Source organism: Flavitalea antarctica, assembly GCF_054461535.1.
Genome location: NZ_JBTLQG010000044.1, coordinates 13,776 through 39,186 on the forward strand (window position 1 = coordinate 13,776; position 25,411 = coordinate 39,186).

22 protein-coding genes and 1 tRNA gene are annotated in these 25,411 nt (G+C 43.0%); 11 read left to right on the forward strand and 12 right to left on the reverse strand.

Translation table 11 applies throughout. The features are described 5' to 3' along the window. Positions 1–94: 94 nt before the first annotated feature. Positions 95–1,087 carry a hypothetical protein gene (locus ACX0G7_RS24415; RefSeq protein WP_458926154.1) on the reverse strand — a complete coding sequence of 331 codons (993 nt, stop codon included), beginning with the start codon at positions 1,085–1,087 and terminating at the stop codon, positions 95–97. A 322-nt stretch (positions 1,088–1,409) separates the two neighbouring features. Between ACX0G7_RS24415 and ACX0G7_RS24420 the strand changes: the two genes are divergently transcribed. After that, positions 1,410–2,006 (forward strand): hypothetical protein, encoded by a 597-nt coding sequence (locus ACX0G7_RS24420; RefSeq protein WP_458926155.1) that lies wholly within the window; start codon positions 1,410–1,412, stop codon positions 2,004–2,006. 126 nt (positions 2,007–2,132) lie between these two features. Here the strand turns inward: ACX0G7_RS24420 and ACX0G7_RS24425 are convergent, their stop codons facing one another. Then, on the reverse strand, positions 2,133–2,657 hold the full coding sequence (locus ACX0G7_RS24425) for a hypothetical protein (protein WP_458926156.1): 525 nt from the start codon (positions 2,655–2,657) through the stop codon (positions 2,133–2,135). Positions 2,658–2,899: 242 nt separating this feature from the next. On the opposite strand from ACX0G7_RS24425, the gene ACX0G7_RS24430 reads away from it, so the two are divergent. Then, positions 2,900–3,892: a histidine kinase gene (locus ACX0G7_RS24430; protein ID WP_458926157.1), complete on the forward strand. Its 993-nt coding sequence runs from the start codon at positions 2,900–2,902 to the stop codon at positions 3,890–3,892. A 98-nt stretch (positions 3,893–3,990) separates the two neighbouring features. After that, a complete protein-coding gene (locus ACX0G7_RS24435) occupies positions 3,991–5,022 on the forward strand; it encodes a sensor histidine kinase (protein ID WP_458926158.1) in 1,032 nt (343 codons plus the stop codon). Positions 5,023–5,028: 6 nt separating this feature from the next. Here the strand turns inward: ACX0G7_RS24435 and ACX0G7_RS24440 are convergent, their stop codons facing one another. Further along, positions 5,029–5,331, reverse strand: a complete 303-nt coding sequence (locus tag ACX0G7_RS24440) for a GNAT family N-acetyltransferase (RefSeq protein ID WP_458926159.1) — start codon at positions 5,329–5,331, stop codon at positions 5,029–5,031. Positions 5,332–5,703: 372 nt separating this feature from the next. Here ACX0G7_RS24440 and ACX0G7_RS24445 point away from each other — a divergent pair, with 372 nt between their 5' ends. The 3 genes from ACX0G7_RS24445 (at position 5,704) to ACX0G7_RS24455 (ending at position 11,786) form a co-directional block, all read left to right on the forward strand. Further along, entirely contained in the window at positions 5,704–8,985 is a 3,282-nt protein-coding gene (locus ACX0G7_RS24445; protein WP_458926160.1) for a SusC/RagA family TonB-linked outer membrane protein, read from the forward strand. A 17-nt stretch (positions 8,986–9,002) separates the two neighbouring features. Then, positions 9,003–10,778: a RagB/SusD family nutrient uptake outer membrane protein gene (locus tag ACX0G7_RS24450; protein ID WP_458926161.1), complete on the forward strand. Its 1,776-nt coding sequence runs from the start codon at positions 9,003–9,005 to the stop codon at positions 10,776–10,778. Positions 10,779–11,336: 558 nt separating this feature from the next. Next, the gene (locus ACX0G7_RS24455; protein WP_458926162.1) at positions 11,337–11,786 is read left to right on the forward strand and encodes a GNAT family N-acetyltransferase; all 450 of its coding nucleotides are present in this window, start codon (positions 11,337–11,339) and stop codon (positions 11,784–11,786) included. 33 nt (positions 11,787–11,819) lie between these two features. On the opposite strand, the gene ACX0G7_RS24460 is transcribed toward ACX0G7_RS24455, so the two are convergent. Further along, a complete protein-coding gene (locus ACX0G7_RS24460; protein ID WP_458926163.1) occupies positions 11,820–12,386 on the reverse strand; it encodes a dihydrofolate reductase family protein in 567 nt (188 codons plus the stop codon). 287 nt (positions 12,387–12,673) lie between these two features. Between ACX0G7_RS24460 and ACX0G7_RS24465 the strand changes: the two genes are divergently transcribed. Both ACX0G7_RS24465 and ACX0G7_RS24470 read left to right on the forward strand, forming a co-directional pair. Then, positions 12,674–13,075: a sugar 3,4-ketoisomerase gene (locus tag ACX0G7_RS24465; RefSeq protein WP_458926164.1), complete on the forward strand. Its 402-nt coding sequence runs from the start codon at positions 12,674–12,676 to the stop codon at positions 13,073–13,075. Positions 13,076–13,114: 39 nt separating this feature from the next. Further along, positions 13,115–14,170, forward strand: coding sequence for a DegT/DnrJ/EryC1/StrS family aminotransferase (locus tag ACX0G7_RS24470; RefSeq protein ID WP_458926165.1), 1,056 nt, complete (start codon positions 13,115–13,117; stop codon positions 14,168–14,170). A 75-nt stretch (positions 14,171–14,245) separates the two neighbouring features. Here the strand turns inward: ACX0G7_RS24470 and ACX0G7_RS24475 are convergent, their stop codons facing one another. Beyond that, positions 14,246–15,511, reverse strand: a complete 1,266-nt coding sequence (locus ACX0G7_RS24475; protein ID WP_458926166.1) for a hypothetical protein — start codon at positions 15,509–15,511, stop codon at positions 14,246–14,248. A 210-nt stretch (positions 15,512–15,721) separates the two neighbouring features. Between ACX0G7_RS24475 and ACX0G7_RS24480 the strand changes: the two genes are divergently transcribed. After that, on the forward strand, positions 15,722–16,690 hold the full coding sequence (locus tag ACX0G7_RS24480; RefSeq protein ID WP_458926167.1) for a glycosyltransferase family 2 protein: 969 nt from the start codon (positions 15,722–15,724) through the stop codon (positions 16,688–16,690). Then, positions 16,671–17,426, forward strand: a complete 756-nt coding sequence (locus ACX0G7_RS24485; RefSeq protein WP_458926168.1) for a class I SAM-dependent methyltransferase — start codon at positions 16,671–16,673, stop codon at positions 17,424–17,426. The genes ACX0G7_RS24480 and ACX0G7_RS24485 overlap by 20 nt, the downstream gene beginning before the upstream one ends. Before the next feature lie 312 nt (positions 17,427–17,738). Here the strand turns inward: ACX0G7_RS24485 and ACX0G7_RS24490 are convergent, their stop codons facing one another. Both ACX0G7_RS24490 and ACX0G7_RS24495 read right to left on the reverse strand, forming a co-directional pair. Next, positions 17,739–18,158 (reverse strand): hypothetical protein, encoded by a 420-nt coding sequence (locus ACX0G7_RS24490; protein ID WP_458926169.1) that lies wholly within the window; start codon positions 18,156–18,158, stop codon positions 17,739–17,741. Further along, positions 18,136–18,855, reverse strand: a complete 720-nt coding sequence (locus ACX0G7_RS24495; RefSeq protein ID WP_458926170.1) for a hypothetical protein — start codon at positions 18,853–18,855, stop codon at positions 18,136–18,138. Before ACX0G7_RS24495 ends, ACX0G7_RS24490 begins: the two co-directional genes overlap by 23 nt. A gap of 392 nt (positions 18,856–19,247) precedes the next feature. On the opposite strand from ACX0G7_RS24495, the gene ACX0G7_RS24500 reads away from it, so the two are divergent. Continuing rightward, on the forward strand, positions 19,248–19,487 hold the full coding sequence (locus ACX0G7_RS24500; protein ID WP_458926171.1) for a DUF6920 family protein: 240 nt from the start codon (positions 19,248–19,250) through the stop codon (positions 19,485–19,487). A 133-nt stretch (positions 19,488–19,620) separates the two neighbouring features. On the opposite strand, the gene ACX0G7_RS24505 is transcribed toward ACX0G7_RS24500, so the two are convergent. The 5 genes from ACX0G7_RS24505 to ACX0G7_RS24525 all read right to left on the reverse strand — a co-directional run bounded on the left by ACX0G7_RS24505 (position 19,621) and on the right by ACX0G7_RS24525 (position 25,359). Beyond that, positions 19,621–22,029 (reverse strand): spermine/spermidine synthase domain-containing protein, encoded by a 2,409-nt coding sequence (locus ACX0G7_RS24505; RefSeq protein WP_458926172.1) that lies wholly within the window; start codon positions 22,027–22,029, stop codon positions 19,621–19,623. Positions 22,030–22,276: 247 nt separating this feature from the next. After that, entirely contained in the window at positions 22,277–23,104 is an 828-nt protein-coding gene (locus ACX0G7_RS24510; RefSeq protein ID WP_458926173.1) for a methyltransferase, TIGR04325 family, read from the reverse strand. A gap of 344 nt (positions 23,105–23,448) precedes the next feature. Beyond that, positions 23,449–24,396 (reverse strand): NmrA/HSCARG family protein, encoded by a 948-nt coding sequence (locus tag ACX0G7_RS24515; RefSeq protein ID WP_458926174.1) that lies wholly within the window; start codon positions 24,394–24,396, stop codon positions 23,449–23,451. A gap of 223 nt (positions 24,397–24,619) precedes the next feature. Then, positions 24,620–24,928, reverse strand: coding sequence for a GIY-YIG nuclease family protein (locus ACX0G7_RS24520; RefSeq protein WP_458926175.1), 309 nt, complete (start codon positions 24,926–24,928; stop codon positions 24,620–24,622). Between the two features lie 354 nt (positions 24,929–25,282). Then, positions 25,283–25,359: transfer RNA gene (locus tag ACX0G7_RS24525), tRNA-Asn, on the reverse strand. Positions 25,360–25,411: the final 52 nt, after the last annotated feature.

Below are 25,411 nucleotides of genomic sequence, written 5' to 3' on the forward strand. Positions count from 1 at the left end.
TAATTAGCTGCAAAGGTATCACTTGCACAAATTAAATTAGAAGACCGCTGGCAATATCCGTTTCTCATCGGGCCGCCTTGTTGCTGATGTCAGTCTAACGAGTTAGCATCAACCTGAAAGAATTAGCCTTTTTGTTAGCCTCGATTACCTGCAGAACAAAAACACCATCCACTTTATTCATGACGTTTACCGACACCTGGGACTGTGCTCCCTCATATTGCCGCTGCATCATAACCTGTCCGTTTGTGTTCAGTAAGCGGATCATAAATTTTCCCTCCGATTTAACCGGAAAGTCAACCAGGACGATATTTCCATGTACATATACATTCGGGCGTGCATTGTCCGGTTTACCAGTCCCGGTATTGTTTTTATGCGCTACTGTTCTAACCTCACTATAAATCGCCGAATTATTATAGTCCACCTGTACAATACGATAATGAACAATTCCTGCTGCCAGGTCCGAAATGATCCGATTGTATTTTCTTACTTCTGTTTCACCCTGGCCTTCCGCAGTGATGCGCATTTTTGTCTCCCAATTTTTGCCGTCGACACTTCTCTGAATGTCAAAGTACCGTGTCTCAGGCGAAAAGTTATAACTCCAATTCAGTTGTATTCCAATGTCCGTTGATGCGGCAGTAAATGAAATGAATCGGAACGGTAGCACTCCAAAGGACCCGAAGCCATTCCCGGTTGATGAATCTGCCACAGCATAACCAAGCACTGGTGGATCAGTTCCCCGAAACTTAAAAACGCCCCCGATAGTTATCTGGTCATTATTTCCCTGGCCGGTTATTGTGCCGCCGTAATCCACAATTACTTTGCTGAGCGCATCAAGGCGTAATTTCCCATTTGTAAAACTCAGGGTGCCGCGAACGATGACAACTACATCAGCGAGATTCTCGTTTCCATCGACCTCCAGGGTGAGGCCAGCGGGTATTATTATAGTATCTCCATTCATGGGTTGCCTGGCTGGAGACCAGCTGGATGAAACAGCCCATGTACCTCCGTTTACCTGTGCGGTTATGGTGTTAGCCTGGATCTGAGTTGCCAGTGTCAAAAAGATTAGAAATAAGCTCATTTGTTTCATACGGGTAATTTTATAACCCTTAGAAAACAAAAGTGAATCCACTTAACCTAAGACTAGCAGAAAACACTTAGGTTGATTTGGATGGTGCTCTAAGTGATTGCAGGTCAATTCATTTTGCCTCGGAATAAATTCCCGATAATTTTTGCCCGGCATTGGAATCCGGTTCCGGGCGGAGAATTTGTTCCCTTTATGAGATTAAATTCCTTTTCTGAGACACCGTTGATGATTCAATTCATTCCCCAAAACCATCAATTGATTCAATTAAGAGCACCCGGATGCATCGTTCGCCTGATCATTACTGTTAAGTTGGTAAATAGTTTATATGATAAAACTCAGTCTTATCGCTTTGACCTTCCTGACTCTTACTGCCTGTAATAAGGCAGATCTCCCTGAGCCGCCGAAGCAACCCGGTGATGCCTTCCCCGAAATGCTCGTAACCGAATTAAATAACAGGGAGGTAACACAGCAACAAAGCCAGGTAGTGGATCTGAATAAAGACGGCGTGAATGATGTCGTATTCAGTACCTGGGCGATTGGGGATCCCGTTGAACAGGAAGACGAAATATTATTTTTCGCTGCCACAGGAACCGAATCTTCGCTGATGATAGGTGGAGATAATATGTCGCCCAGGTTTAGCAAAAACGAAACCATCGCGGTAACGCCCCCCAATGGTTATGAGTGGTATATAGTTGCCCAGGTAGAACTTGCCTTAAAAAATATAGGTAATTCAATTCCACCCTATTGGGAAAAGGACTGGAAAGATGTAAGCCACAAGTTTCTTGCGGTACAGGTAAAACGGTCCGGGCTATTATATCATGGGTGGATTGAACTTACGATGGATACAATCAATTCAAAATTGATCCTTCATCGCGCGGCTATCGCCAGGCAGGCGGGTAGGGCCGTAAGAGCTGGGATCTAAAACCGTTAGCAGGTTGCCAAAAATTTAGCTTTTCAAATTTATACAGCATAAGCGTTAGACCTTTAATCCAGCATTGAAACATAATGCGTTGCTGGACAATTGTGGTAAATAATGCGGGTAAAACGATCATTTTTGAGTAGAATGCTTCACAATTTCGATGCCGTTTTCAGACCACCTGATCACTTTTTGATTGCTGTTCATATCCGTAACATAGAACAAATAGACCTTGTTTCTGCTTTTAGGATACACCAGCTCGTAAGCAGTATTTATCTGGTAATCATAATACATGCTTCTGACCTCATGCCTGATTTTATTCGGGATTAACCACTCGGACAAACACCTGACAGTGTAAAGCCAGTTTCCGGATTTTCCATAGCCTGCAAAGGTTGTAATGGAATCTTCCGTAAACATTGCAATGACGGTGTCATTGGATTGTTTCCACCTGACGGGAATGCTGCCAAACTTCTTATCAAAATGTCGCGCGGCGCGAATGTTCACCCGCGCGGGACTTGAAACGTTTGTGATCACGCCTTCCTGAACCATAGTGTCTGAGGGATTAAATAGGAAATTCGGGCGGGCATTGTTCTGTGCCAACACGGAGGAGGAGTTACATATAAAAACCACGAGAATTAATAAATAACACTTTTTCATGGTTGGTTATTTTAAGGGGGAACAATCAAGTTATATTTCAAAGTTATCCGCCCATCGGGCACATATTTTTGATCTTCGACCACGCTCATAGCGCTGGCTTGATTTAACTGAAAACAGTGTGGTTTTGCAATTCATCGGCGACGAGTGGCATCTGTCTATAACTACTGACAAGCGGTAGAATTCATCAGCATCTTAAGGAAATATGTAAAAAGCCTTGTCTACCTTTAAATAAAGATTGTCATGTGAAACTTCAGCACCTGATATTTTCTGATAATCCGAGGCAACGTGCTACGCGGCATCTCCTTTTCTGGGGCACATACATGGTTTATTTCGGCTTGCAATCTTGTAAGCCATTGAAGTATGAAGAGATCTTCCAGCCGCGGATTTACACTAATGCCGTATTGATATTTTGTTGTTTCACACCAGTCTCTGTTTTTATTGTATACTCATTTGTCTACTATCTTCTTCCATTGATCAAGAGGAAGAAATACATTGCACTTTCCCTACTTATTCCTTCAATCTATTTACTGGCATTGTTAATAAATTATTTCACTTCCTGGATAATGCTCAACAACCTTAAGATGCCAATACCCGTCGACAACAACCATTACAACCGCATACAAAACTCACTGTGGACCACAAGGCAATCCATGTATTTTGGGACAGTTGTCCTTGGTATCGAACTTGTCAAAGGTTGGTACCAACAGGCTACTAAAAATCTCGCCATGTTGAAGACAAATGCCAAGGCCGAGATGCGGATTGAAAAATCAAGAATACATCCGGAATGGTTATTCAATGCTCTAAATATGATCGAGGCGAGCCTTGCGGCGAGGTCAACAAATTCTCCGATTATGATTCTGAATTTGGCTGATGTGCTGAGTTATTCACTTTATGAAAGCGATGAGGATCTTGTTCTTCTTGAGCGGGAATTGCTGGAACTGCAGCATCTAGTTGCCTTGGAGAAAGGTGATACCACAAGAGGATTATCTGTAACAATGACCTGCATTGGTGATATTGAAAACTACCAGATACCCCCAATGACCGTCATCAACAGGATAGTTCAACATATTTCGGCCGTCCGGTTAATGGAAAAAGGACTTTGTACGCTTGATTTGCAATTCAGGATAAAGCTGAACAGACTGGTACTTGACTTAAAAGTGTTCCGTACCGCAGGTTTGGAAACGACTACCATAGAGTGGCCTCTAACCAAGGCAACATCTTCAGTCAGCGATTAATGGCAATTTTGCACCATATTATTTTTACCGATCGGATTCCCGATAAATTTTGGCGGCACATTTTTTTCTGGATAGGACAGTTCATATTCTGGGTTGTCATGGAAGCGGAATTTCTTGATACGATAACAACGATGGAGTATCATGGTACGAGACTCAGATTACGAGGGTATTTTCTCCCAGACATCTGTTACACTTATTTTGTATCTTATTACCTGGTAAACCGGTTTCTTGTAAGGGGCCGCCGCCAGCAGTTTATCTTTGCATTAATCACAGTTACACTTTTGACTTATTTCGTCTATCTGTTTTTGTGGGTATGGGATTACAGCTTGATGAATACGGCACGCGATGTGTGGGTGTGGGCAATTATCTGGTCCACCTATTTTCCATACTTCGGACCCCCGATGATTTGCCTTATGTTTCTAAGCTTTAAGTTCTTCAAGCACTATCACCGTAAAATCGAGGAAAGCAAAATGTTAATTTCAGAAAATATTCGCTCGCAACTTGGGCAGTTAAAGACCCAGATACATCCTCATTTCCTGTTCAATACGCTCAGTAACATTCACTCATTCGCAATAAATAAACCAGAACTCGCCAGGGAACTGGTTTCGAAATTGGCTGATACCATGAAGTATCTAATTTATGAGTGTGAAGCCACATATGTCGATTTGCCGAACGAGCTTAAGATGATTGAGGATTACGTGTCATTACAAAGGGTCAGGTATAGCAATGCTTTGAGTATAAGTATGAATATTTCGGGTGACTGCAGAGAGAAAAAGATTGCTCCACTGTTCCTGGTTCCATTGCTAGAAAATGCATTTAAGCATGGTACCAGCCAGATGCTTCAAGATCCATGGATAATATTAAACATCAATATTAATGATTCGTCCTTATTGATGCAGCTGTCAAACAGTAAGCCTTTTGTCCCTGTAGCCACAGGTTTTCGCTCGGGAATTGGCCTTAACAATGTGAGAAAAAGGCTGGAACTGATTTATCCTGCCAATCATCGCTTAGATATATCTTCTACCCATGATTCATTTTGTGTGGAAATCGAAATTCCTATACACACTACAACGGAAGATACAATGCTTAATCCGGAAGCAACATTCGCGTATACACACTCAATCCTGTGACAGACACTAATTCTGAGACGCCCTGTTCCAGATATTGGCATATTCGTCCGGGTGACGTTTAAATTGCGCATGAACATAGGGACAAAGAGGAATTACTTTTAGTTCGTTCTTTCCTGCGTATTCAACCATTGCCTTAAGCATCAGCTTCGCGAGCCCTTTGCCTTCGGCTTCGGGAGCAACCTCGGTATGATATACCGTTAAGTTTTTGCCCGCAATGCTTATTACCATTTCTCCCAGTTGTTTTGAATCTTCCATAATGCGAAAAGCGCCATGACCCTTTTCGTTTAATGTTAATTTGACTTCTTCCATCTTGCGTTATTGTATTGTTATCATTGTTTGCTACAGAGCCAGTCCCGGCTGTCGCAGAGTTCCACAACATTAAGTTTATCCCTTATGGGAAGTTAAACAGTTTTTTTATTCACTGGTTCAGATGACTGGCGTTTCAGCGCTGCAATTCTGATCGCATAAATATTTTCATACCGACTAAAAATTTTGGAATTGAAAAAAATGTTTAATTTGGTTTCCAATAAACGATTGCTGCCAACCTCCAAAGTTCATAATTCCTTAAAACAGGAATTCACTTCTTTCATAGTTGCATCGATACGTTTGCACCTTATTTATGATCCGATCGCCCCACGGGATACGAGGCAACTTACACCATCACTAACTAAATAATGAATAATGAAACGTGAACTTCAGCGATTCCGCTATCTGGGTTTGGTTCTAATGCTCTTGCTGGGCATTTCCTTTGAAAGTTTATCGCAAACAAATGCTTCGGTCACAGGTACCGTCAGGGATTCCGACGGCGCTGCGCTACCCAACGTGACGGTTGTGGCCATGAGCGAGTCAGACAGCACCTCGCAAATAAGCGCTATGACAAACGAGCTCGGCGTTTTCCGCCTTGATCTGAATGCGGGTGCCAATTACCGTTTCAGATTTTCATACGTCGGCTACCAGACTCAGGAAATCCGCAACTACTCTGTAACTGCAGGGCAAAACAAAACCATTTCGGTAACAATGACAGGTTCCAGCACTGCTGCACTTGATGAAGTTGTAGTTGTAGGTTTCGGAACACAAAAACGACTCAATGCCACAGGCGCAGTTGATCAGATCAGTTCAAAAAACCTGGAAAGCAGGCCAATAACAAACCTTACCCAGGGGCTTCAGGGTCAACTTCCGAATCTGAACCTGAGAATGTTGGACGGAAAGCCCACGCAATCACCCAGTTATAATATCAGAGGTATGACCTCTATCGGACAGGGAGGTAGTGCGCTGGTTCTGATAGATGGCTTTGAGGGTGATCCAAGTATGTTGAATCCGAATGATGTTGAGACTGTTTCCATTCTTAAAGATGCTGCCTCTGCGGCTATTTATGGGGCAAGGGGAGCATTTGGTGTTGTACTGATTACTACTAAGAAAGGAGCAAAAGGCCGCACCAGTGTAACTTATTCAACCAATTTTGCAATAAAAAATCCAATCACCACCCCGGATTTTGTTACCGATGGGTATACATGGTCCAAAATGTTTGCAGAAGCTTTTGTGAATGGTGACGGAGCCTTCCCGCAAAATGCCAATAAAACTCAAAAATTTTCCCAGGCCTACCTTGATGAGTTCAAGAGGAGAGCAGAGTCCGGACAACCTTACAATACCGTAGAAGTTAATCCTACAACCGGGGAGTATACTTATTATGGCAGCACCGACTACTACGCTGAATTATACAAGAAGAATACGCATGCATTTGAAAATAATATCACGGTAAGTGGTGGAGGCGATAAAGCGACATTTTTGATTTCCGGGCGTTTCCTGAATCAAAAAGGACTATTCCGCTACAACAGTGATGATTACGGCATGAAAAATGTCCGCGCAAGAGGTTCTGTTGAAGTGTTTCCATGGTTAACTATTGAAGACAATATCGATTATTCCACTACGAATTATCATAATCCTACCAACGTGGGCGAAGGTGGTGGTATCTGGAGAAATATTGCCGATGAGGGCAAGCCAACCATGCCCTTAACTAATCCTGACGGCACCTATACTTTTGCCTCAGCATATACCATCGGGGATTTTATGTATGGGAAAAATGGAATAGATACCCGCAACGACGTATTAAGGAATATTACCAGCCTTAGGAGTAAATTCTTCAATAATAAATTCCGGGTAAATGCCGATTTCACATTCCGCAATACCAATAATGACAGATATTCTAAACGTGTCCAGGTACCCTATAGTAACTTTCAGGGAGTGACTGCTTATGTAGGAACAACTACCAATGATTTAGCTTATGATGCACGTAAGACCAGGTATTGGGCCACCAACATCTATGCTGAATATGAAAATGATTTTGGAGAAAATCACCACCTCAAGGCAATGGTTGGTTATAACTACGAACAGTCCACATTTAACCGTGTAGCTGTTCAGCGCAACGGACTTATCTTCGAAAATGCTACCGATCTGAATCTTGCATTAGGAAATGCCATAACCACCGGCGGTGGTTTTGAAGAATGGGCCATTGTGGGTGGTTTCGGACGATTAAACTATTCCTTTAAGGATAAGTACCTGCTCGAAGTAAATGCACGTTATGATGGTTCATCAAAGTTCCCATCAGATCAACGTTATGGTTTTTTCCCTTCGCTTTCTGCAGGCTGGAGAGTTAGCCAGGAGGGATTCTGGAATGTTGATCCAAAGCTTATATCTGAATTGAAAGTCAGGGGGTCATATGGAGCACTCGGTAATGGTAATATTGCATCTTATTCCTTCCAGGAGCTCTTTAATATCAGGCAATCCGGGGTGATCATAAACGGGGCAAGACCTCAGATCACCACTAACCCAAATGTATTGCCCGAAGGTCTGACATGGGAAACCTCAACAACCACTAACCTAGGTTTGGATTTGACGATGCTCGCTGGTCGCCTGAGCTTTGTGGGCGATGCTTACATTCGCAAAACCACGGACATGTTTACCACTGGCCTTACACCTCCCGCTACATTTGGAGCAGATGTGCCAAAAGGTAACTACGCTGACCTGACTACCAGGGGATGGGAACTTTCTCTTTCATGGAATGACAAGATAGGCGGTGGTTCAAAGCCTGTCAGGTATAATGTGCGTTTTACACTAGCTGACAACAAAACAAAAATTGACAAATACAATAACCCCGACAAGTTATTGTCTGATTACTACGAAGGGCAAACGATAGGTGAGATCTGGGGTTACGAAACCGAAGGCTTCTTTATTGATGCAGCCGATATTGCTTCACATGCTAAACAAGATCCGCAAATGAGGGCATCTCCTTCCGGTTTGTGGTTCCCTGGTGATATCAAGTTGCGGGACATGAACAAAGACGGCTTGATTAATGTAGGCGAAAACAAAGCGGGCAAGTCTGGTGACAGGATGATTATCGGTAATTCAGCCGCCAGGTATATGTATGGCCTTAATTTAGGCGCAGACTGGAATAATATTTCATTTACCGTTTTCTTCCAGGGAGTGGCAAAGCAACAGTGGTATCCAAGCACAGAAACAGAAATGTTCTGGGGACAATACAACCGTCCTTACAACAATATACCTGTTTTTCATTTGGGTAATATGTGGACTCCGGACAACACAAATGCATATTTTCCAAGAACCATGTCAAGAGCGGCCTCCAGCAATACAAACCGGACTTTGGGAGTTGCGCAGACACGTTACCTGCAGAATGTCGCCTATTTGAGAATGAAAAATGTCCAGCTTGGGTATAACCTGCCTTCAAAATGGATAGGTCGTATTGGTGCGAATAGCCTGAGAGTTTATTTCTCGGGAGAAAATCTGTTCACATATTCACCGATGTATAAAATCGTCAAGAATACCATAGATGTGGAAAACGCAACTGCATTTGCAGACACGGACCTCAACAATAACCCCACAAATGGTAATGGTTACAACTACCCATTATTAAAGAGTTACTCTTTTGGACTTAACGTAACATTCTAAAGACTAAACAAAAAAAGATGAAAACATTATATATAGGGATCGTGCTGGCGGGTTTTGCTTTCACATCGTGCACAAAACTGGAACAGCTGCCGCAATCAACCGCTTCAAAAGACGCCGTGTTTGGAACTGAAAACGGGTTGAAATTATACACAAACTCGTTTTACGGGATGGATGTCATGCCAAGGAATTCAATCCGCCTGGATGCGATGAGTGATTACCTTGCGGTTAAACAAGTACCTGACTTCATCCGGCAAGGCGGGTTCGGTGCCAACAATAGTTCCGGCTGGTCATGGAGAGACTTAAGAAACATCAACTACTTTATAGAAAACAATACGAATCCGGCTGTGCCTGAAGGTGTCAGGAACAACTATATGGGTATTGCCCGCTATTTCAGAGCATTTTTTTACATGGAAAGAATTAAGCGTTTCGGTGATGTGCCCTGGATTGGTAAGCCCCTGGATATTGACGACGCGGAGTTGATGGCTCCACGGGATTCCAGGGAACTGGTGATGGATTCGGTACTGGCTGATCTGAATTTTGCCTGCGCCAATATCAGCACAGCAAATGACCCAACCCGCACGACCATTACGAAATGGGTGGCTTATGCTTTTAAATCACGGGTTTGTCTTTTTGAAGGGACCTACAGGAAATATCATACTGAACTAAATCTTACCGGTACGGCCAACAAATGGCTTCAGGAAGCGGTGACTGCGGCTGATGAAGTGATCAAGAAAGGTGGGTTCTCGCTCAACACAGCGGGCGGCCCCGGCGTATCATACCGCCAGGTATTTATCAGCAACACCCCTTTGACCAATGAAGTTTTGCAGGCCTCTGTTTCCGATGTAACCCTGGGTGTACTGAATGACGCAAACTGGTATTGGACCAGCGGTACCTATGGCGACAAGGCAAGTCTGACGCGTACATTTGTCAACACTTACCTGAACCTTGATGGAACACCTTTCACCAACAATCCAGCTTACAAAACAACATTGTTCAAGGACGAGGTTAAAAACAGAGACCTGAGGCTGAAACAAACTATCCGGTCAGGCGATTATAAACGAATCAACAACGGTGTACAGGTGGCAGCACCACCTGTGTTCTCTTATACCTTTACCGGGTACCAGCCAATTAAACTGGCACTGGACGATGTTTACTATGACGCTGGTAACTTAAACACGAACAATGTACCCTTGTACCGTTATGCTGAGGTGTTGTTGAATTATGCAGAGGCAAAAGCTGAGCTGGGAACTTTAACCAATGCAGAATGGGCGCTGACCATTGGCGCGCTGAGAGCAAGGGGCGGTATTACGGGCGGCCTGGCAACGAAGCCAGTTATTGCAGATCCGTATCTGATCGCAAATTACTTCCCCAATATTTCCGACCCAACAATACTGGAGATCAGGAGAGAACGCGGAATTGAATTGAGCCTTGAAGGCTTCCGTTTCCCCGATATTCTCAGGTGGAAAGCAGGGGAGCTGATGGAGCAGGAGTGGAACGGATTCTACGTACCGTCACTTAACACACCATTGGATCTGAATGAAGATGGTGTGCTGGATGTGGCGTTCTACCAGGGCACCCGTCCTTCCCCAACAGTTCCCGGAGTAACTTATGTGGATGTTTCACCTAAGATTGGCAATGCAATAAATTCACAACAATTGAAAAATGGCACGTCCGGAGAGCTGATCTGGATGAATGAAATCAAAAGGGACTGGACGGATAAGCATTACTATTACCCAATTCCATTGAACGATTTGCAACGCAACCCGAACTTGAAACAAAACCCGGGTTGGTAGTAGGTTAACCATGATCAGTTTTTCTTCCACGTTCATGGTTGCTTGTTCAAAAATCTTAGACAACCTGACTTAAGATACCCGGCAAAATGCCAACAACAAAAAAAGCAGTTACACATTTAGTGTAGCTGCTTTTTTTGTGGGCCACGCATGACGATAAACTTGACGGTGTAAGTCCGTCATGGGGGTTTGTAATCGCCAACCATTAGCCAAAAGCAAGGGTGTCCACCGCGAGGGGGAATCTGAAGGATACGGTGGTGTGAGAGGTTAATTTATTGACCGGGTCTTTTGATTTTCATACTGTGGGTGTATAAAAAATATTTACTTACGCTACAAATTATCAAGCCGGCCTGATTTGCCTGGTAATTATAGCTAAGCGTTTTTCGTCCGGCCATTTTAACTGTTGACTTTGTCTCAAAGTTCTAAACCTCCCGGTGTTTCCATTGTTAAATAGGTTCGAACAATTTTTTTTGGTCAAAACTGAGCATTTGGTTGTCCGGGACACGATTTACTCTTTCCATTTATCATTTTACAAGCAGTTAAAATATTATACAACCCGATATGAAGGCTACTATCAAAAAACTGAATAAGTCAGACTTACCAGAGTTCATACAACTTTTGAAAGTGTTTGAAGATGTCTTTGAAATGAAGAAGTTTATAAGGCCACCGGTTGAACATTTACAGGATTTGCTGGCAGATGATACATTCATGGTCTTCGTGGCACTGGACGAAGAATTACAGGTGGTCGGCGGATTGACCGCTTATACACTTAACCAATATTATTCAACTAAGCCATTAGTATATATTTACGATTTGGCTGTTGCCATAAACTGGCAACGAAAGGGTGTTGGAAGAAGATTAATCAATGCGATCAACACGTATTGCAAAAACACAGGAACGGAAGAAGTTTTTGTACAGGCGGACAAGATCGATGACTATGCCCTGAATTTTTATAGAAAGACCAATCCAACTGCTGAAGAAGATGTGGCTCATTTCTATTACAAATTGTAGTCCCTATGCGATTGGTCCAAAACAAGGTATCGCTTACCCTTTTACATAATGTAATCCAACTACACCGCTCTTTAATGGCGTTGCTTTGACCAGTTTAAGGTTGGATTTGTTTTTTATATTGTCGTAAGCAGCCTTGCCGCTTCCCAACAGTACCGGGTTAAGGGTGAGCTGGTATTCATCAATCAGATCAAGCTCCATAAATGAATGAGCCAGTCCCGGACTTCCAAATATCACAAGGTCCTTTCCCGGTTGTTGTTTCAGCTGATTTATTTCTTCAGCGATATTATCGTTGATAACAATTGTATTGTTCCAATCCGCACTTTTCATCGTTCTGGAAAACACGATCTTGGTTGCCTGGTCCACCCACCTGGCATGTGCCTTACTGTTTTCGGATGCGTTTGGATCATTGAGCACGGTAGGCCAGTAACCGGCCATCAATTCATAAGTTACCCGTCCGTATACAGGCGAGCCAACCGTATTCACGATTCCATTGGCATATTGCTGTAATTCACTGTCATAAGAAATCCAGCCCAGTCCGCTGTCTGCATCTGCTGCAAATCCATCCAGGGAAACGTGCATAAATAAAACAAGCTTTCTCATATCCGAACAATTAATTGTTAGTTGTGTTTAAACCCCCTGAGCACGCATTTTCCGGAATCTTTTTCATTTTTAATTATGTGCATGATTGTTGCGTTAACATTGTCACCTTGAATCAAGCTTGCCCTGTTTTAGCAGTCAGACATTCATAGTTCCCGGCTTCCCTTACAAAACCACAAGAGTTAATGATTGAAAAATGGTTCCAATCAATCATTTTTATCTATATAATAAATTTATATAAATAAATTCAGGTACCCGCTTTTTTAACAAGTAACAGGTTGTTTTACATTATGCCGAAGTTAATAAACCTTGCGACATTCACCGATCCCCGGGGCAACCTTACCGTTGTAGAAAAAGTTTTACCCTTTGCCATCAAGAGAGCGTTCTTTATTTATGGCGTGGACACATCCAAACGTGGCGGCCGCCGGCATATGACCACAAAACAGGCAGCTGTTTGCATAAAAGGATCTTGTCGCATCTATAGTAATAATGGGGTACACGAATCATATTATCATTTAGGTACCCCTTCCAAATGCCTTCTCATAGAACCTGAGGACTGGCACATTATGGATCAATTCACACCTGATACCATTCTCATGGTATTCGCATCGACCTATTATACTGAAGACGATTATATCTTCGAGCCTTACCCGAAAAAAATACATTTGGCTAAACAAACAGTAGAATTTTAGATTACTGCCTGCTTTTTCAATAGCTTTCCAAGGTCGTGTATGGTCGAATATGAAAATCTTAAAAAGGTAAATAACCGCTTCGAAGCTCAGTACCAGGAGGCTTTTACGAAATTCCTCAATAACGGCTCTTATATCCTGGGACAAGAAGTTGCTCTGTTTGAACAGGAGTTCGCGACATTCAACCGAAGCAAATACTGTATCGGCGTGGCTCGGGTTTGGATGCATTATACCTGTCGCTCATTGCTTCAGACCTTCCTCCCCCGAAGCGAGGTCCTGGTTCCCTCAAATACCTACATAGCAACTATTCTCAGTATCGTAAATGCGGGACTGACCCCCATCCTGGTCGAACCCCGTATAGAGACATACAATATCAACCCCCCGGAAATTGAAAAGTGCATTACCCCGAAAAAAAGGGCGATCATGGTCGTACATCTGCATGGAAAAGCCTGCGAGATGGACCTGATCTCACAAATTGCCGCTAAGCACAACTTAACGATAATAGAAGATTGCGCCCAGGCTCATGGCGCAACGTATAGGAACAGGCGGGTAGGTACCTGGGGTCAATACGGGGCTTTTAGTTTTTATCCAACAAAAAACCTGGGTGCTTTAGGAGATGCGGGAGCAATCGTCACCGATGATGAAGAGATGTATCTGAAAATTAAGGCGCTTCGAAACTATGGTTCCCATAAAAAATATTACAATCAATACTTAGGGATAAATTCAAGATTAGACGAATTGCAGGCCGCTTTTTTAAGGATAAAGCTGAGGCAGCTACAGGAAATTACGAACCATAAAGCGGAACTTGCCGTGGGTTACCGGGATCATATCACAAACAGCCACGTTGTTTTACCAGTTAAACAAAATGACGGGGAAGATGTCTACCATATATACAACATAAGATGTCAACGGCGTGATGAATTAAAAGAGTTCCTGTTAAAAAACGGAATAAAGACGGAGATGCATTATCCTATACCACCGCATCAACAGGAAGCATACAAGCATCTTTTTTCCGGCCAGCGCTTTCCTCTCTCCGAAGAAATTCACGGCACTACACTCAGCCTGCCCTCTCATATTGTCATACCAAAGAAGAAATAAAATTGGTAGCAGAAACAATCAATAAATTCAAGTAAGCGCAGTCATTCTTCATTAATTGCATTTATGCATCGGCAATTAATTGAGCGCCATGAAAGATGCAAATGAAATCAAACCAATAAGACCGCCTATACCTAACCGGTAGGTGTTAAACTTATGTTCCCGATAGAAATATGCAAACATGGGCACCATAAAAGGTAAAGCCTGGGCCGGGTACCTCGAGCTAAAGCCCCAGGTTATTTTAATACACGATATTGCGATTAAAATAAGGGAGACGGCAAAAAACAGCAATGCCGGTGCAAATTTATTTTTGATGAGCTGCCGGATGAGGGTGAGAATAAAGTATAAGCCTGCTAAAAATAATATTGCTCCACAGACAGTTTCGGCCATGACAGCGATAATCGGTGGGAATATCTGTTCTATAAAATACTTCATTGGCAGGTAAAGAAACAGATCATACCTGAAATTCAGCGCAATGGCTATCAGCGCCAAAATGCCTATTACAAATGCTTCTTTCAGCGAGGGTAAAATGTAAAAATTTGGTGTTACAATAAAAAACACTACGGCATAATAGGCCATACAAATAAAGAAAAAAACAGGCTGCAGGGAAACACCATCCTCCGCACCCGGATCATAAAATATGGCATCATGAGGCGCCACCAAACCACCCCAGACCCAAAAGACATAGACAGGCAGGGCTAGGGCGGTCACTATTGTGATTAACAACAGGACACTGTTTTTCAGGTAATTCCTGTTCTTCAAAAACAAAATGGGAAGTGCACTAAGAACCAGCAAAAATGGCTGCCTGCCCAGGATTGCCAGGCTCAGGCATAACCCGCCAACGGCCAATTGAAAGACAGCATTTCGAAATAAGGGGGATGTGTAACAAGTCTTTATTATCAAATAAAAAGCCGCACATAAAAAAAAGATAGCTGGCATCTCAGTAAGCGCCAATCCTGAAATTACATAGGTCATAGGAACAGCCAATGCCAACAGTCCGTAGGACGGCGCCAGCTGGAGTGTCTTCAACGTGCGCCCTATAAACCAAATGCTGCCGATTAATAAAAAAACATTTATTAACCTGATATGCGGGGTTCTCAGATTTGTGATGGGTTCCAACATATAATGCAGGACGGGATATAGCGGTCCGGCAGAACCGATATGATTCAAAAGATAGCGCTCTCCAAAGCCATATTTCCCGATCAGGCTAACATTCACCAGGTAATCATCCTCATCATACAAAGCGGGCTTGTTCAAGACGAAGATCAGTACAAGTAACCCGGTAAAACTAAGCAAAAGGACTATCGTCTCCCGCTTTGTTAGTCCCGTTCTTCCTGCCTTCATAAGGGTTTAATTGCTTTTTTTCATTTAATGTAAAACAATAAAAATCAATACCATAATTGGTAACCGAAGTGAGATTTCCTCACTTCAATAATTTATCAACAGAACTTTGATATGATGTTGTAGCTTAGAGCAAGTAATTTAAACCTTCTCCTGAGAACTTTCCCACTATTCCTGAAAAGCTGTTGTAAAACTAACCATTAAGTAACAGCCATGAAAATCTCTGTGATTATACCAGTGTATAATAGTGAAGCTACTATTACCTCACTGGTTACCACTTTGTTACAGGTATTGAGTCACTACAACCTTGAAATTGTTTTGGTCAACGACGCGAGCAAAGACAAGAGTGAACATATCTGCCATGACCTGGCAAAGCAAAACAGTTGTGTAAAATTTATTTCCCTGAGGAAAAATCGCGGAGAACATAACGCTGTGATCTGCGGATTGAACTATTGTACCGGTGAATATGTAGCCATTATTGATGATGATTTTCAAAACCCGCCTTCTGAAATTATCACACTACTTAACAAGGCCGTTACTCATGACTACGACGTAGTTTATGCCAAATACAAACAAAAACGGCATTCCTTTTTAAGAAATATCGGCAGTTTTATCAATGACTGGTCCGTCAGTTTCCTGATCGGAAAACCTAAAGGATTATATCTATGTAGTTTTAAGGTGATGAAGATTGAAGTAGTTAAAGAAATTATCTCGTATAAAGGTCCGTTCCCGTACATCGATGCGTTGATCTTACGATGTACGGATAACATCGGAACACAAACAGTGCTCCATGAGGACCGCGCGCAGGGAAACTCGAACTATACCCTTAAAAAGCTGATATCTCTTTTTCTGAACATCCTGCTTAACTTCTCCCACAAGCCGCTGCGAATTGTGACCATCTCAGGAATCTTTATTTCCCTTAGCTCTGTGGTAATTTTCAGTTTTGTTTTGTATGAGAAGGTATTTGTCAGCAACACTCCTCCAGGTTGGGCATTTTTATCGTTACTGTTACTCTTTTCAATAGGAGTAATATTTTTTGTCATTGGTTTGTTAGGGGAGTATATTGGCAAAATATTAATGACGCTAAATAACACTCCGCAGTATACCATAAAAAAACACGTCAATACAGAAACTTACACAAGCAAAATTGTAAACGCTGATTATGATAGGGAAGCAGTATGAGTATGATGCGATGGCCAGGTGTGAGAAAGAGTTGTGGTGGTACAAAAGTTTGCACGATCGAACCCTCAGAACGATTGAACAGGTCGCAGGCAAAGATGCAAAAATACTCGATGCAGGATGTGGCACCGGGGGGATGTTAACCCGGTTAAAAAGCCATGGTTATACAAACCTGGCCGGTTTTGATCTCTCTACTGACGCAATAAAGCACAGTCGGGAGAACGGCTTTCAAAATGTTCAGTTACTAAGTATCCTCGATTGTGATAAGGCCTACAGTGCGAATTCCTTCGATGTGATTATCTGTCATGATATTTTGTGCTTATTACCTGAGGGAGATGATAAGGTGGCTTATGCCAAAATTTTATCGCTGCTAAAACCAGGTGGCACTTTGATGATGAACCTACCGGCAAGCAGATTCTTCAGCGGCACACATGATGTTGCCGTGAATATGCAAAGGAGGTATACAAAGAAAAGTATCAGGTATCTTGTGAATGATGGCAATGTTGAATTAAAGCAACATCACTGGCCCTTTATCATGTCACCAGTGATATTTTCAGTAAGGCTATTTCAAAGAGGTAAGCTTTTATTGTCGAAGAACCGACATTACCGATCAGATGTTCGTTTACCAAATCCTGTACTTAACAATTTATTTTACAAGTTGACAAAAATGGAAAGGGGGATAAGCTTCACTCCCTGGGGAAGTTCAATTTTTGTTACAATCACCAAGCCGCAGGACTGATTACCGCAGTCAATATTTTTATCGTCAAACGTTGAACTTACTCATGTCCAAAGCTGTGGATGACGGCGTGTAACCCCTTACCCTGAATACCTGCCTGTTGGCTGGCAGGTAATTGGCTTCTCCGCCGCGACGTGTATAAATGGCCACCGCCGCGCTACCGCCCGGGGCAGAATGGCAAGTTGGCCATTGTCAGATATCGCAGCAGAATGTAGCCACACCTGATTATGGTGACACCGGTATTGAGTACCCCATCAATTATGTCAGAGCCATTCGGACAGATGACAATTGCCTTAACATGTTATTTGTTTTGCCTTACCATGCTAATCGTTTGTTGTTAATGAGCCATCCGACTATAGCTAATGTAATCCCAATCAGTCCGATAGTGAGATGCAGCGGATGAAGTACTGTAACCATCATTAATTGTATCGCGATCCACCCAACCAGTATGCATCCCTGCACCAGGATCCAAAATGGATAGTGAGCTGACTTTATGATGGCTAAAACCGCAATCACAATCCCCCATATGCCTATAACCGTGAAAAGGATCAATCCCGGGATAAAATAGTTTTTAAATGGTGCTGAGTCCTGCAGGTAGCCGGTTGTAATTCCCAATCCAACGCCAGAGGGCTCGGCAATAAAGCTATACCCGGCTGCCAATGCATTTAAAGCGACGATTATAAGGAGTACAATAGCGGTTATTCGCAGTCCATTATGCTTTGTTTGCTGCTTCATGTAGTTGCTTTTTTGGATTCATTTTGCCCGGTAGGTGTGTAGCCTGCGATACTTTTCTGGTCGCCCGGTCGCTTTCTTTATAGTTTCTCCGGAACCACAGTGCCAGCATCAACATGGATAAGGGTGCTGTTATCGCCCAGGGGTAGCCAAGAACCAGTAAGTTGTAGGAGTAGGTTGGATAGAAATACACAATGCTTATGAGGGGTGTAACCACAGCATTGGCCATAAGGGAAAGCCGAACCCATTTTTGAAACCCGTTCTTTTCAAACAATGGAATGGCTGCCAGGCAGGCGAGGCCCATAAAAATGTAACCCAGGGCATCGAAGTTCCAGAATAGTGAATGCGGAGTCTGCTCCAAAAGTTGAATTTCCGCTGCGTTGCCCTTGAGTTTCATGGGTATTACCGTAGCCAGTTGAACGACATAATTAGCGGTAACAAACACCGAGTACAATACAGTCGAAATCAGTGCTGCATGGCTCCAAAACTTTTTCTCGCCGCTTGTTATATAATGCAGGGCGAGCATTTCGAGAACAAAAGGGATGACAATACAAAGAGAAGATCCGTAAATGAGGACCTCATCCCATGGATATTTAAGAACACCGGTTAACTGCAGCAATTGAATGATAACATAGGCCACAGTGGTACTAAAGGCAATCAGTCCTGACCGAAAACCTATTTGATATATGCTCGTATTCATAACGTATTAACATTTGGTGATGTGTGGTTTTGGCTCAAAATGTTCGAAGTCTCCGAAGGGTTCCTGAGGAGTTCGTTCTGCGATTTTTTTGAAAACGCGAAAAAGAAATGGTTTGATCTAATGGAGAACCTTTTGCCTTCCTGGTTTTATCGATGGATTTGTTATGCAAGCTATTTGTCGTCACCGGGAAAGTCAATGATATTAAATAGGAACGTTACTGATGCCGGTCATTTGTCACCAGGTAAAATCCGGAAATCTTTGTTCAAACAGATTGGCATGAACGCCCTGCTCATCTTCAGGTCATTATACATGCGTTGATTCATTTAGTCGGTTTTGTTAAAGCTTGGAACCTGGTCCCCGTTACAGGGCTTTTGACGTCAGGGTCAATTCCATTGAACATAAGTGCAGCACACGCACTGAGTATATTCTGGTTGGTTGTTTGCCTGGGCGGTGGAAAAAATGCAACACTCGAGAAATGGGAAGTGCGGTCGATTGAGCATGCTGTGTTGAATGGTGTGCGAATGCCGGTAAAATCAGAAGCTACCTGGAAGCTAAAAGCTGGAGATTTTACCTGGTACAAATTGGAAATAACGGACGTGGAATATCACAAGCCCCTTCTTTCCAGTGAGTAAAGAAATTCCGAGGTACACAAGAAATCGATGCTGTCAGTTGTCCTGAGTCTTATGATCAATGTGCTCGCAGTTATTGCTTCAGCAAGTGTGCATTTTTCGATCTATAATGCATGTGGTCGAAGCTTTCAACACTTCAAGCCTTTTCTTCGGACGGAACTAAAAACAGGGCCGCCAGGTAAACAACGCCCGCTAACAGAATTACGATCTTAAAACCCAACATCATACCTAATATTACCGCACCTACGGACCCGATTACCGTGAAAAAACCATTCACACCCCAGGCCCAGGGAACAAAAGCGTTTGACTTCTCAGCTACTGCTTTTATGCCGGTTGGAAAAGGAATGCCTAATAAAATCCCCATAGGAGATAGCAGCAATAACGTAAAAATAATTCTGACAACTAATGGCCAGTGGATCGTTAGATCGAACAGTGTCGGTGTTAACAGGGAGGTAACTAACAAAACGCCAAGTAGTGCAGGGATATATTTCGTTCTTAATACCGTTGGGCCGATGGTCAGCTTTCCACTTAGATAAGAACCGATGCCGGTAGAAAGTAACAGTCCCGCTATGATAACAGCTAATGTATATACTGGCTGACCGAGGTATAAAATAAATCGTTGAATGAAAGAAATTTCAATCATAATAAATCCAAGTCCGAGACAGGCGAAGTAAGCAAGATAGCGCCAGCGATCTGGGAATTGCAGGCCTTCCCGTGAAAAGCGAAACAGTGGTATCAACATAAGTGCCGCTGCCAGGACCACGGACTGAAGCAAAATGAGTAATAGTGTTACCTCCGCTACAGGCTTGTTCTCTAATGCCATCCGCGCCGCCAAAGGGTTATCCTGGGAAAATACTTCGTTGAAACTCTTCCATCCTATAGATGACCACCGCACATGTTGATTAAAAAAAGGGCGATCGTCGGTCGCCGGTTCAAGTTGCCGGTTGTAACTCTTATACACGTTATAGATATCGGGTGTTTTTAAAATGGTATCATAAATATTGTCGATACTGTCACCATAAGGCGAATACAACATTTCAAACGACCTTGATTTACCACCAACCGCGCTTCGTAAACTATTTACAAGACTGTCCATTCGTTGCACATCCCTATGCGTGAACGGTGTTTTCTTCATTACATAAATACCAAAAAAAGACGGGTCATTTTTATTGGCAGTAGGTTCACGAAAAGCATAAAAGTGCTTCGTAAAATCAGTGACTCCGTTTTCTGCCAATACTTCCCGCGCGGTCGTAAACAACCGCGGCAAATGCATTTCAGGACGCGTAAAAAAAATGGTGCCCTCAGGCGTGAGGTGTTCATAATACTCCTGGAACGCCTCCCTGGTCAACACGTAGTTTTCTGCCAGGCTCAACGCGCCGCTTGATACTGCAGCATTGCTGATGGTATGAGAGGAAACTATGACATCGTATTGCTCATTGCTACGATTGATAAAGTTCCGGCCTTCTTCAGTTACAAGTTGCACCGTAGGGTGATTGAACAAGCCGCCCCAGAAGTCATTCATTTTATTTTTTACTACATCATTAATGATAGGGTTGATTTCAACACAGGTAATTTTTTTTGCGTTTTTATATAATCCGTCGAGCACCTCTGCGCCGGCGCCGCTGCCAATATTGAGTATGGATGGATTGGGAATATGCAGATAGGAGACTACCGAGAGATATGATGTATCATCCGGGTATCGTTTAAAATAGTTTTCTATGCCGTCACTCAGGTCATTCATGCCGGTTGCAGCGGTGCCTCCATCAATAACGAATCGTCGGCTGCCAGGTAACTTTGCAGCTTCATCTTTTTTTCGTTCAAACAACTCAATATAGGAGAACGTGTTCCATGCGCTGAATATGGGCACGTTCTTAAATGTCGCCGGTCTTTTATTTTTGGAAATTGTGATCGGTAAAAGGTCATTAGCAACAAAGGCAAAAGCTGCTATACATCCTGCAAGTATGATCGAGATTGTTTTGAAAGACCTTTGGTTGCTGAAAGCGAAAGCGGCGAGGGTCCCCAGTGCAGCAGCCATTACTACGGAACCACTTCCGCCGAGACCGGGCATAGTCAACACGATTAGTAAGCAACCTAAAGCGGCACCAATAAGGTCAACGGCGTACAGTCTGCTCATGTTGCCTGAGAGGCGGGTGAACAGAAGGGATATAATTAAACCCGAGATGAAGAAAGGAATGGAAATAGTGATATAATACAGCGGCATGATGAATAACTGACGTTTGTCAGTAGCCACTGAAAAGGGATTAAACGGTATCTGTTGTAAGGCCCAAAATGAAAAGATAGTAATTGCGCCGAACACTAATGATAGCCAGGACAGCGTCTGGCTCAGATCCATTTCTTCCCTTAATTTTTTCCAGCTTGCCAACACGACGCCGGCGGTCCCGAAACCCAGCAAAGCAGTAGAGATCACTAAAAAGCCGAAATGATACCACAATGCTACGCTCATCACCCGTGTAAGCGATAGCTCCAATAATAGAGTAGCTAATGATACTAAGAAAATGCCTATGAAGAAGTTGCCCTTGTTCATATTGTGCTTAGGATTTAGACAGTACTCACGGGCAAGGACCGACACATCGAATTTAGAAAATTTTTTAATGAAAAGTGAAAACAGCAAGGGGCTAATCCCGCCGTGCGGAACGCCGATCAGGTGAGTTAATCAGGATTCAAGTGTTTCTGCTTAGGCCAGTGAGCCTTTGATCCCGTACGTGCAGAGAAATCTTTTGCTGATTCCCGCACTGCTGATTTGTTTGCTTAATATAATGGAGAGGCAGTCATCACTTCAGTTTAAAATAAAATCCTTTCCAGTAGATTTTCTTGCCATCGGGTAGATAAGTTCCAACTTCTGCATAGCTGTCAAAATCTGCGATCAATTCATATTTTGCCGATAACAATGCTATGAACTTTTCCTCGTTAAAAAATATGCATGGGTAAGATGCAGGATTGATTGAGTCATTCACCCTTTGGACGGTTATCCGGTCCGCAACATCGCGTATGAAAGAAGTCCGGTCAAAGATGAGGTGTGGTATTCGCAGGTCTATCGCTCGTTGCAGGAACTCGTATGGTTTTGGTAAACATTGTACCACGCCGGAACACAGCAGTACATCCGGTAAGCCTTTTGTCAGAGCTTCTTCCATAGTAAAAAAGAACTGGAGAACTTCGTCTTCAAAATACTTCTTGCCTGTTTCTACAAATAATTTCTGCTCCACTATTTTCCATTCTAACTTATTTAAGTGACGCAGGTAGCTAAAATTTTGAAAATAAGTGCTGCCGAGCGAGCCGCCAAAATCGAGTACAGATAACCGTGAGTTGTTCTGAACTGCTACATGTTGCATAATTGCCAGCAGCGGCCACGAATATTGTATCTTATTAAACAGCACAGCATCCCGTTCGTACTTGGCGGTTCCGTTTTTCACCTGGAGAACGGCGTCCTTTACTTTGAGAACTATGTTTTCGTCGTCATAGCCACCCGCACTTGCATAAGCATCTTCATAAGTCGGGTAATTGCCTTCGAACAAAAGTCCCCCGGATCGACGTCCGTTGTTTTGAATCAGCTGCCACAGGAAAGGGGGAGCCACGTTTTTAAAAATGGATTTAAATTTCAAGGGTTGGGTGTGGGTTATGAATAAATTTATCACCCACAGGGCTAAAGCCCGGCTGGGTAAAAAGATCCAGGGTTCAGGATATATAAACGCCTAATTGGCATTGGCATTGTACAGACGAGCTCATTTCACGCGTTTCTGCTACGCCAGCCATTGATAGGGTTGTTCCCGGATGATCACGTACCAACTTTTCCACCGGCCGACCCCAATTAATAAACCTGGAAAATAAGGAGAAGGCGTCTATATTGCATGTTATCGAGACGTGATGAAGTACTTTTTGTTGAACAAGTATCTAGCCACATATCAATAGGCTTAATTGCCTTTAGCGAAATTTAAATGTAGTAATCTCATATTGGAATTTGACTCGCATATTTATGAAGCCATTGCTCAAAATTCATCAGGTCCGGGTTCAGTTGTTTGGAAACGCTAACATCCCTTGTTTCATTTAATTCCTTTGCAAACTCGTCGTAAATCTGGAACATATTTCCAAGGTCATCAGCGCCGGGAAATCCAAATCCCCTAAACACTTCCGCGGGGATCTTATTGTATACAACCGGTTCGCCCAATACATTGCTCAATGCACTGGCCATCTCATTGCCAGTCAATTGCTCACCGGCTACACCAATTCTTCGACCAATCATTTCACTGCCTCCTTTGAAAATGCCATACGCACATTTGCCTATGTCTTCGGCAGCAATGCCAGCCATTTTTGAATCGCCTATTGGAAGCGTCAGCGCTAATACGCCGTCCTCCCCGCGTTTGGGTCCTGAGCCGAAATAGATAAAATTATCCCAGTAAAAAGAGGCTAACAAAAATGTAGTCGGTATCCCAGCCTCAATAAATAATTTATCCGATTCGCCCTTGGCGTCAAAATGAGGCACCTTATATTGACCATGAAGGGTTGGTATCCGCTGATCTGTGAGTGCAACGTATTGCCGGGTATCTTCTAAAGTGGACCAGATAACATGTTTCAGGTCTGCTTGCTTTGCCGCCTCGACAAATATGGCTACTTCTTCCTTTTCTTTTTCGGGTGAAAAATGTGCCCAGAAAAAAGTAACGAAATAAGCGCCATAAGCACCCTTTAATGCCTTTTCGACGGCGGATTTGTCATCAATATCTGCAACAACAAGTTCGGCTCCGAGTTGAGCTAATTCTTTTGCTTTATCGGAATTTATATCGCGGGTAACGGCCCTGACCGTGAAGGGACTGTTACTATCCAGCAGAATGGCGCGGGCAAGTCCGCCGCCTTGCGCACCTGTGGCGCCGAAGACAGTGATTATTTTCTTTGATTGCATACTTATATTTTCTTACTGAATTTAGCGTTAAAGCGTCAACCAGGAAAATTATTTGTAGTTATTCAGTGTTGCGTGGGCGGTATGATTCATTTAGACCGCCTGGGTTTAGGCGCTGGATATCAGATGAAGAAGCGAATAATATTCTCAAAATGACAAGGGCGACAGATGTCGACCTTTAGTGCGGCTCCCCTGCTGATCCCGCAGGTGCGGGACGACGCTCTCATTAATCCCGCACGTGCGGGACTCTAATCAAATGAGCCAGGGCGGAATGAAGCATATTGCCTGCAATCATTTGGTCTATTAATATTCTGCTTTTCTGTTTTTTTATAAATTGTTCAGTTTTCATTGCAGTCGCTCTATTCGCGCCGCATTCAAAAATCGCTCGAAACTCCCACGGGCGGTATTTTGAAGTAAAAGTGTTAAATGGCTTAGAATTGTGTTCCAGTAATCTCCGGTGTGGATCGTCTGAAAATCCCAGATAATATTTATCAGCTGAAATAGAATAGATGATGTAGATGTAATACATATGCATGGCGAGTTTTATGATTTACTCCAAACTGCAATGATTCGAAACTATGGTCTTAAAACAAAGATGAAAAAACTAACGAATAAAGTTATTTGACAGTTAATTTCCGAGGAGGTATGAAAAGTTATAGCATCTAAATAAAATCTATTCAAAGTACTATATAAAAAAAAGCTCCGAATTGCTTCGAAGCTTTTGCTCCCCCTGCTGGATCCCGTACGAACGGGACGACCCTCTGATTAATCCCGTAGGTACGGGACTATGACCAACTGCAGTAGGAATGGAGAGTTCTGAGCAGTCTGAGACAGGATTATAAAGGAAATGAAATGAAAAAAGCCACAGAAATCCGTGGCTTGTCCAGTGTGGCTCCCCCTGCTGGACTTGAACCAGCGACCCTCTGATTAACAGTCAGATGCTCTAACCAACTGAGCTAAGGAGGAATATGTAATTGTGTTTTTAACTGGTTATTCTCTTTTGCCCTTCTGATTAATC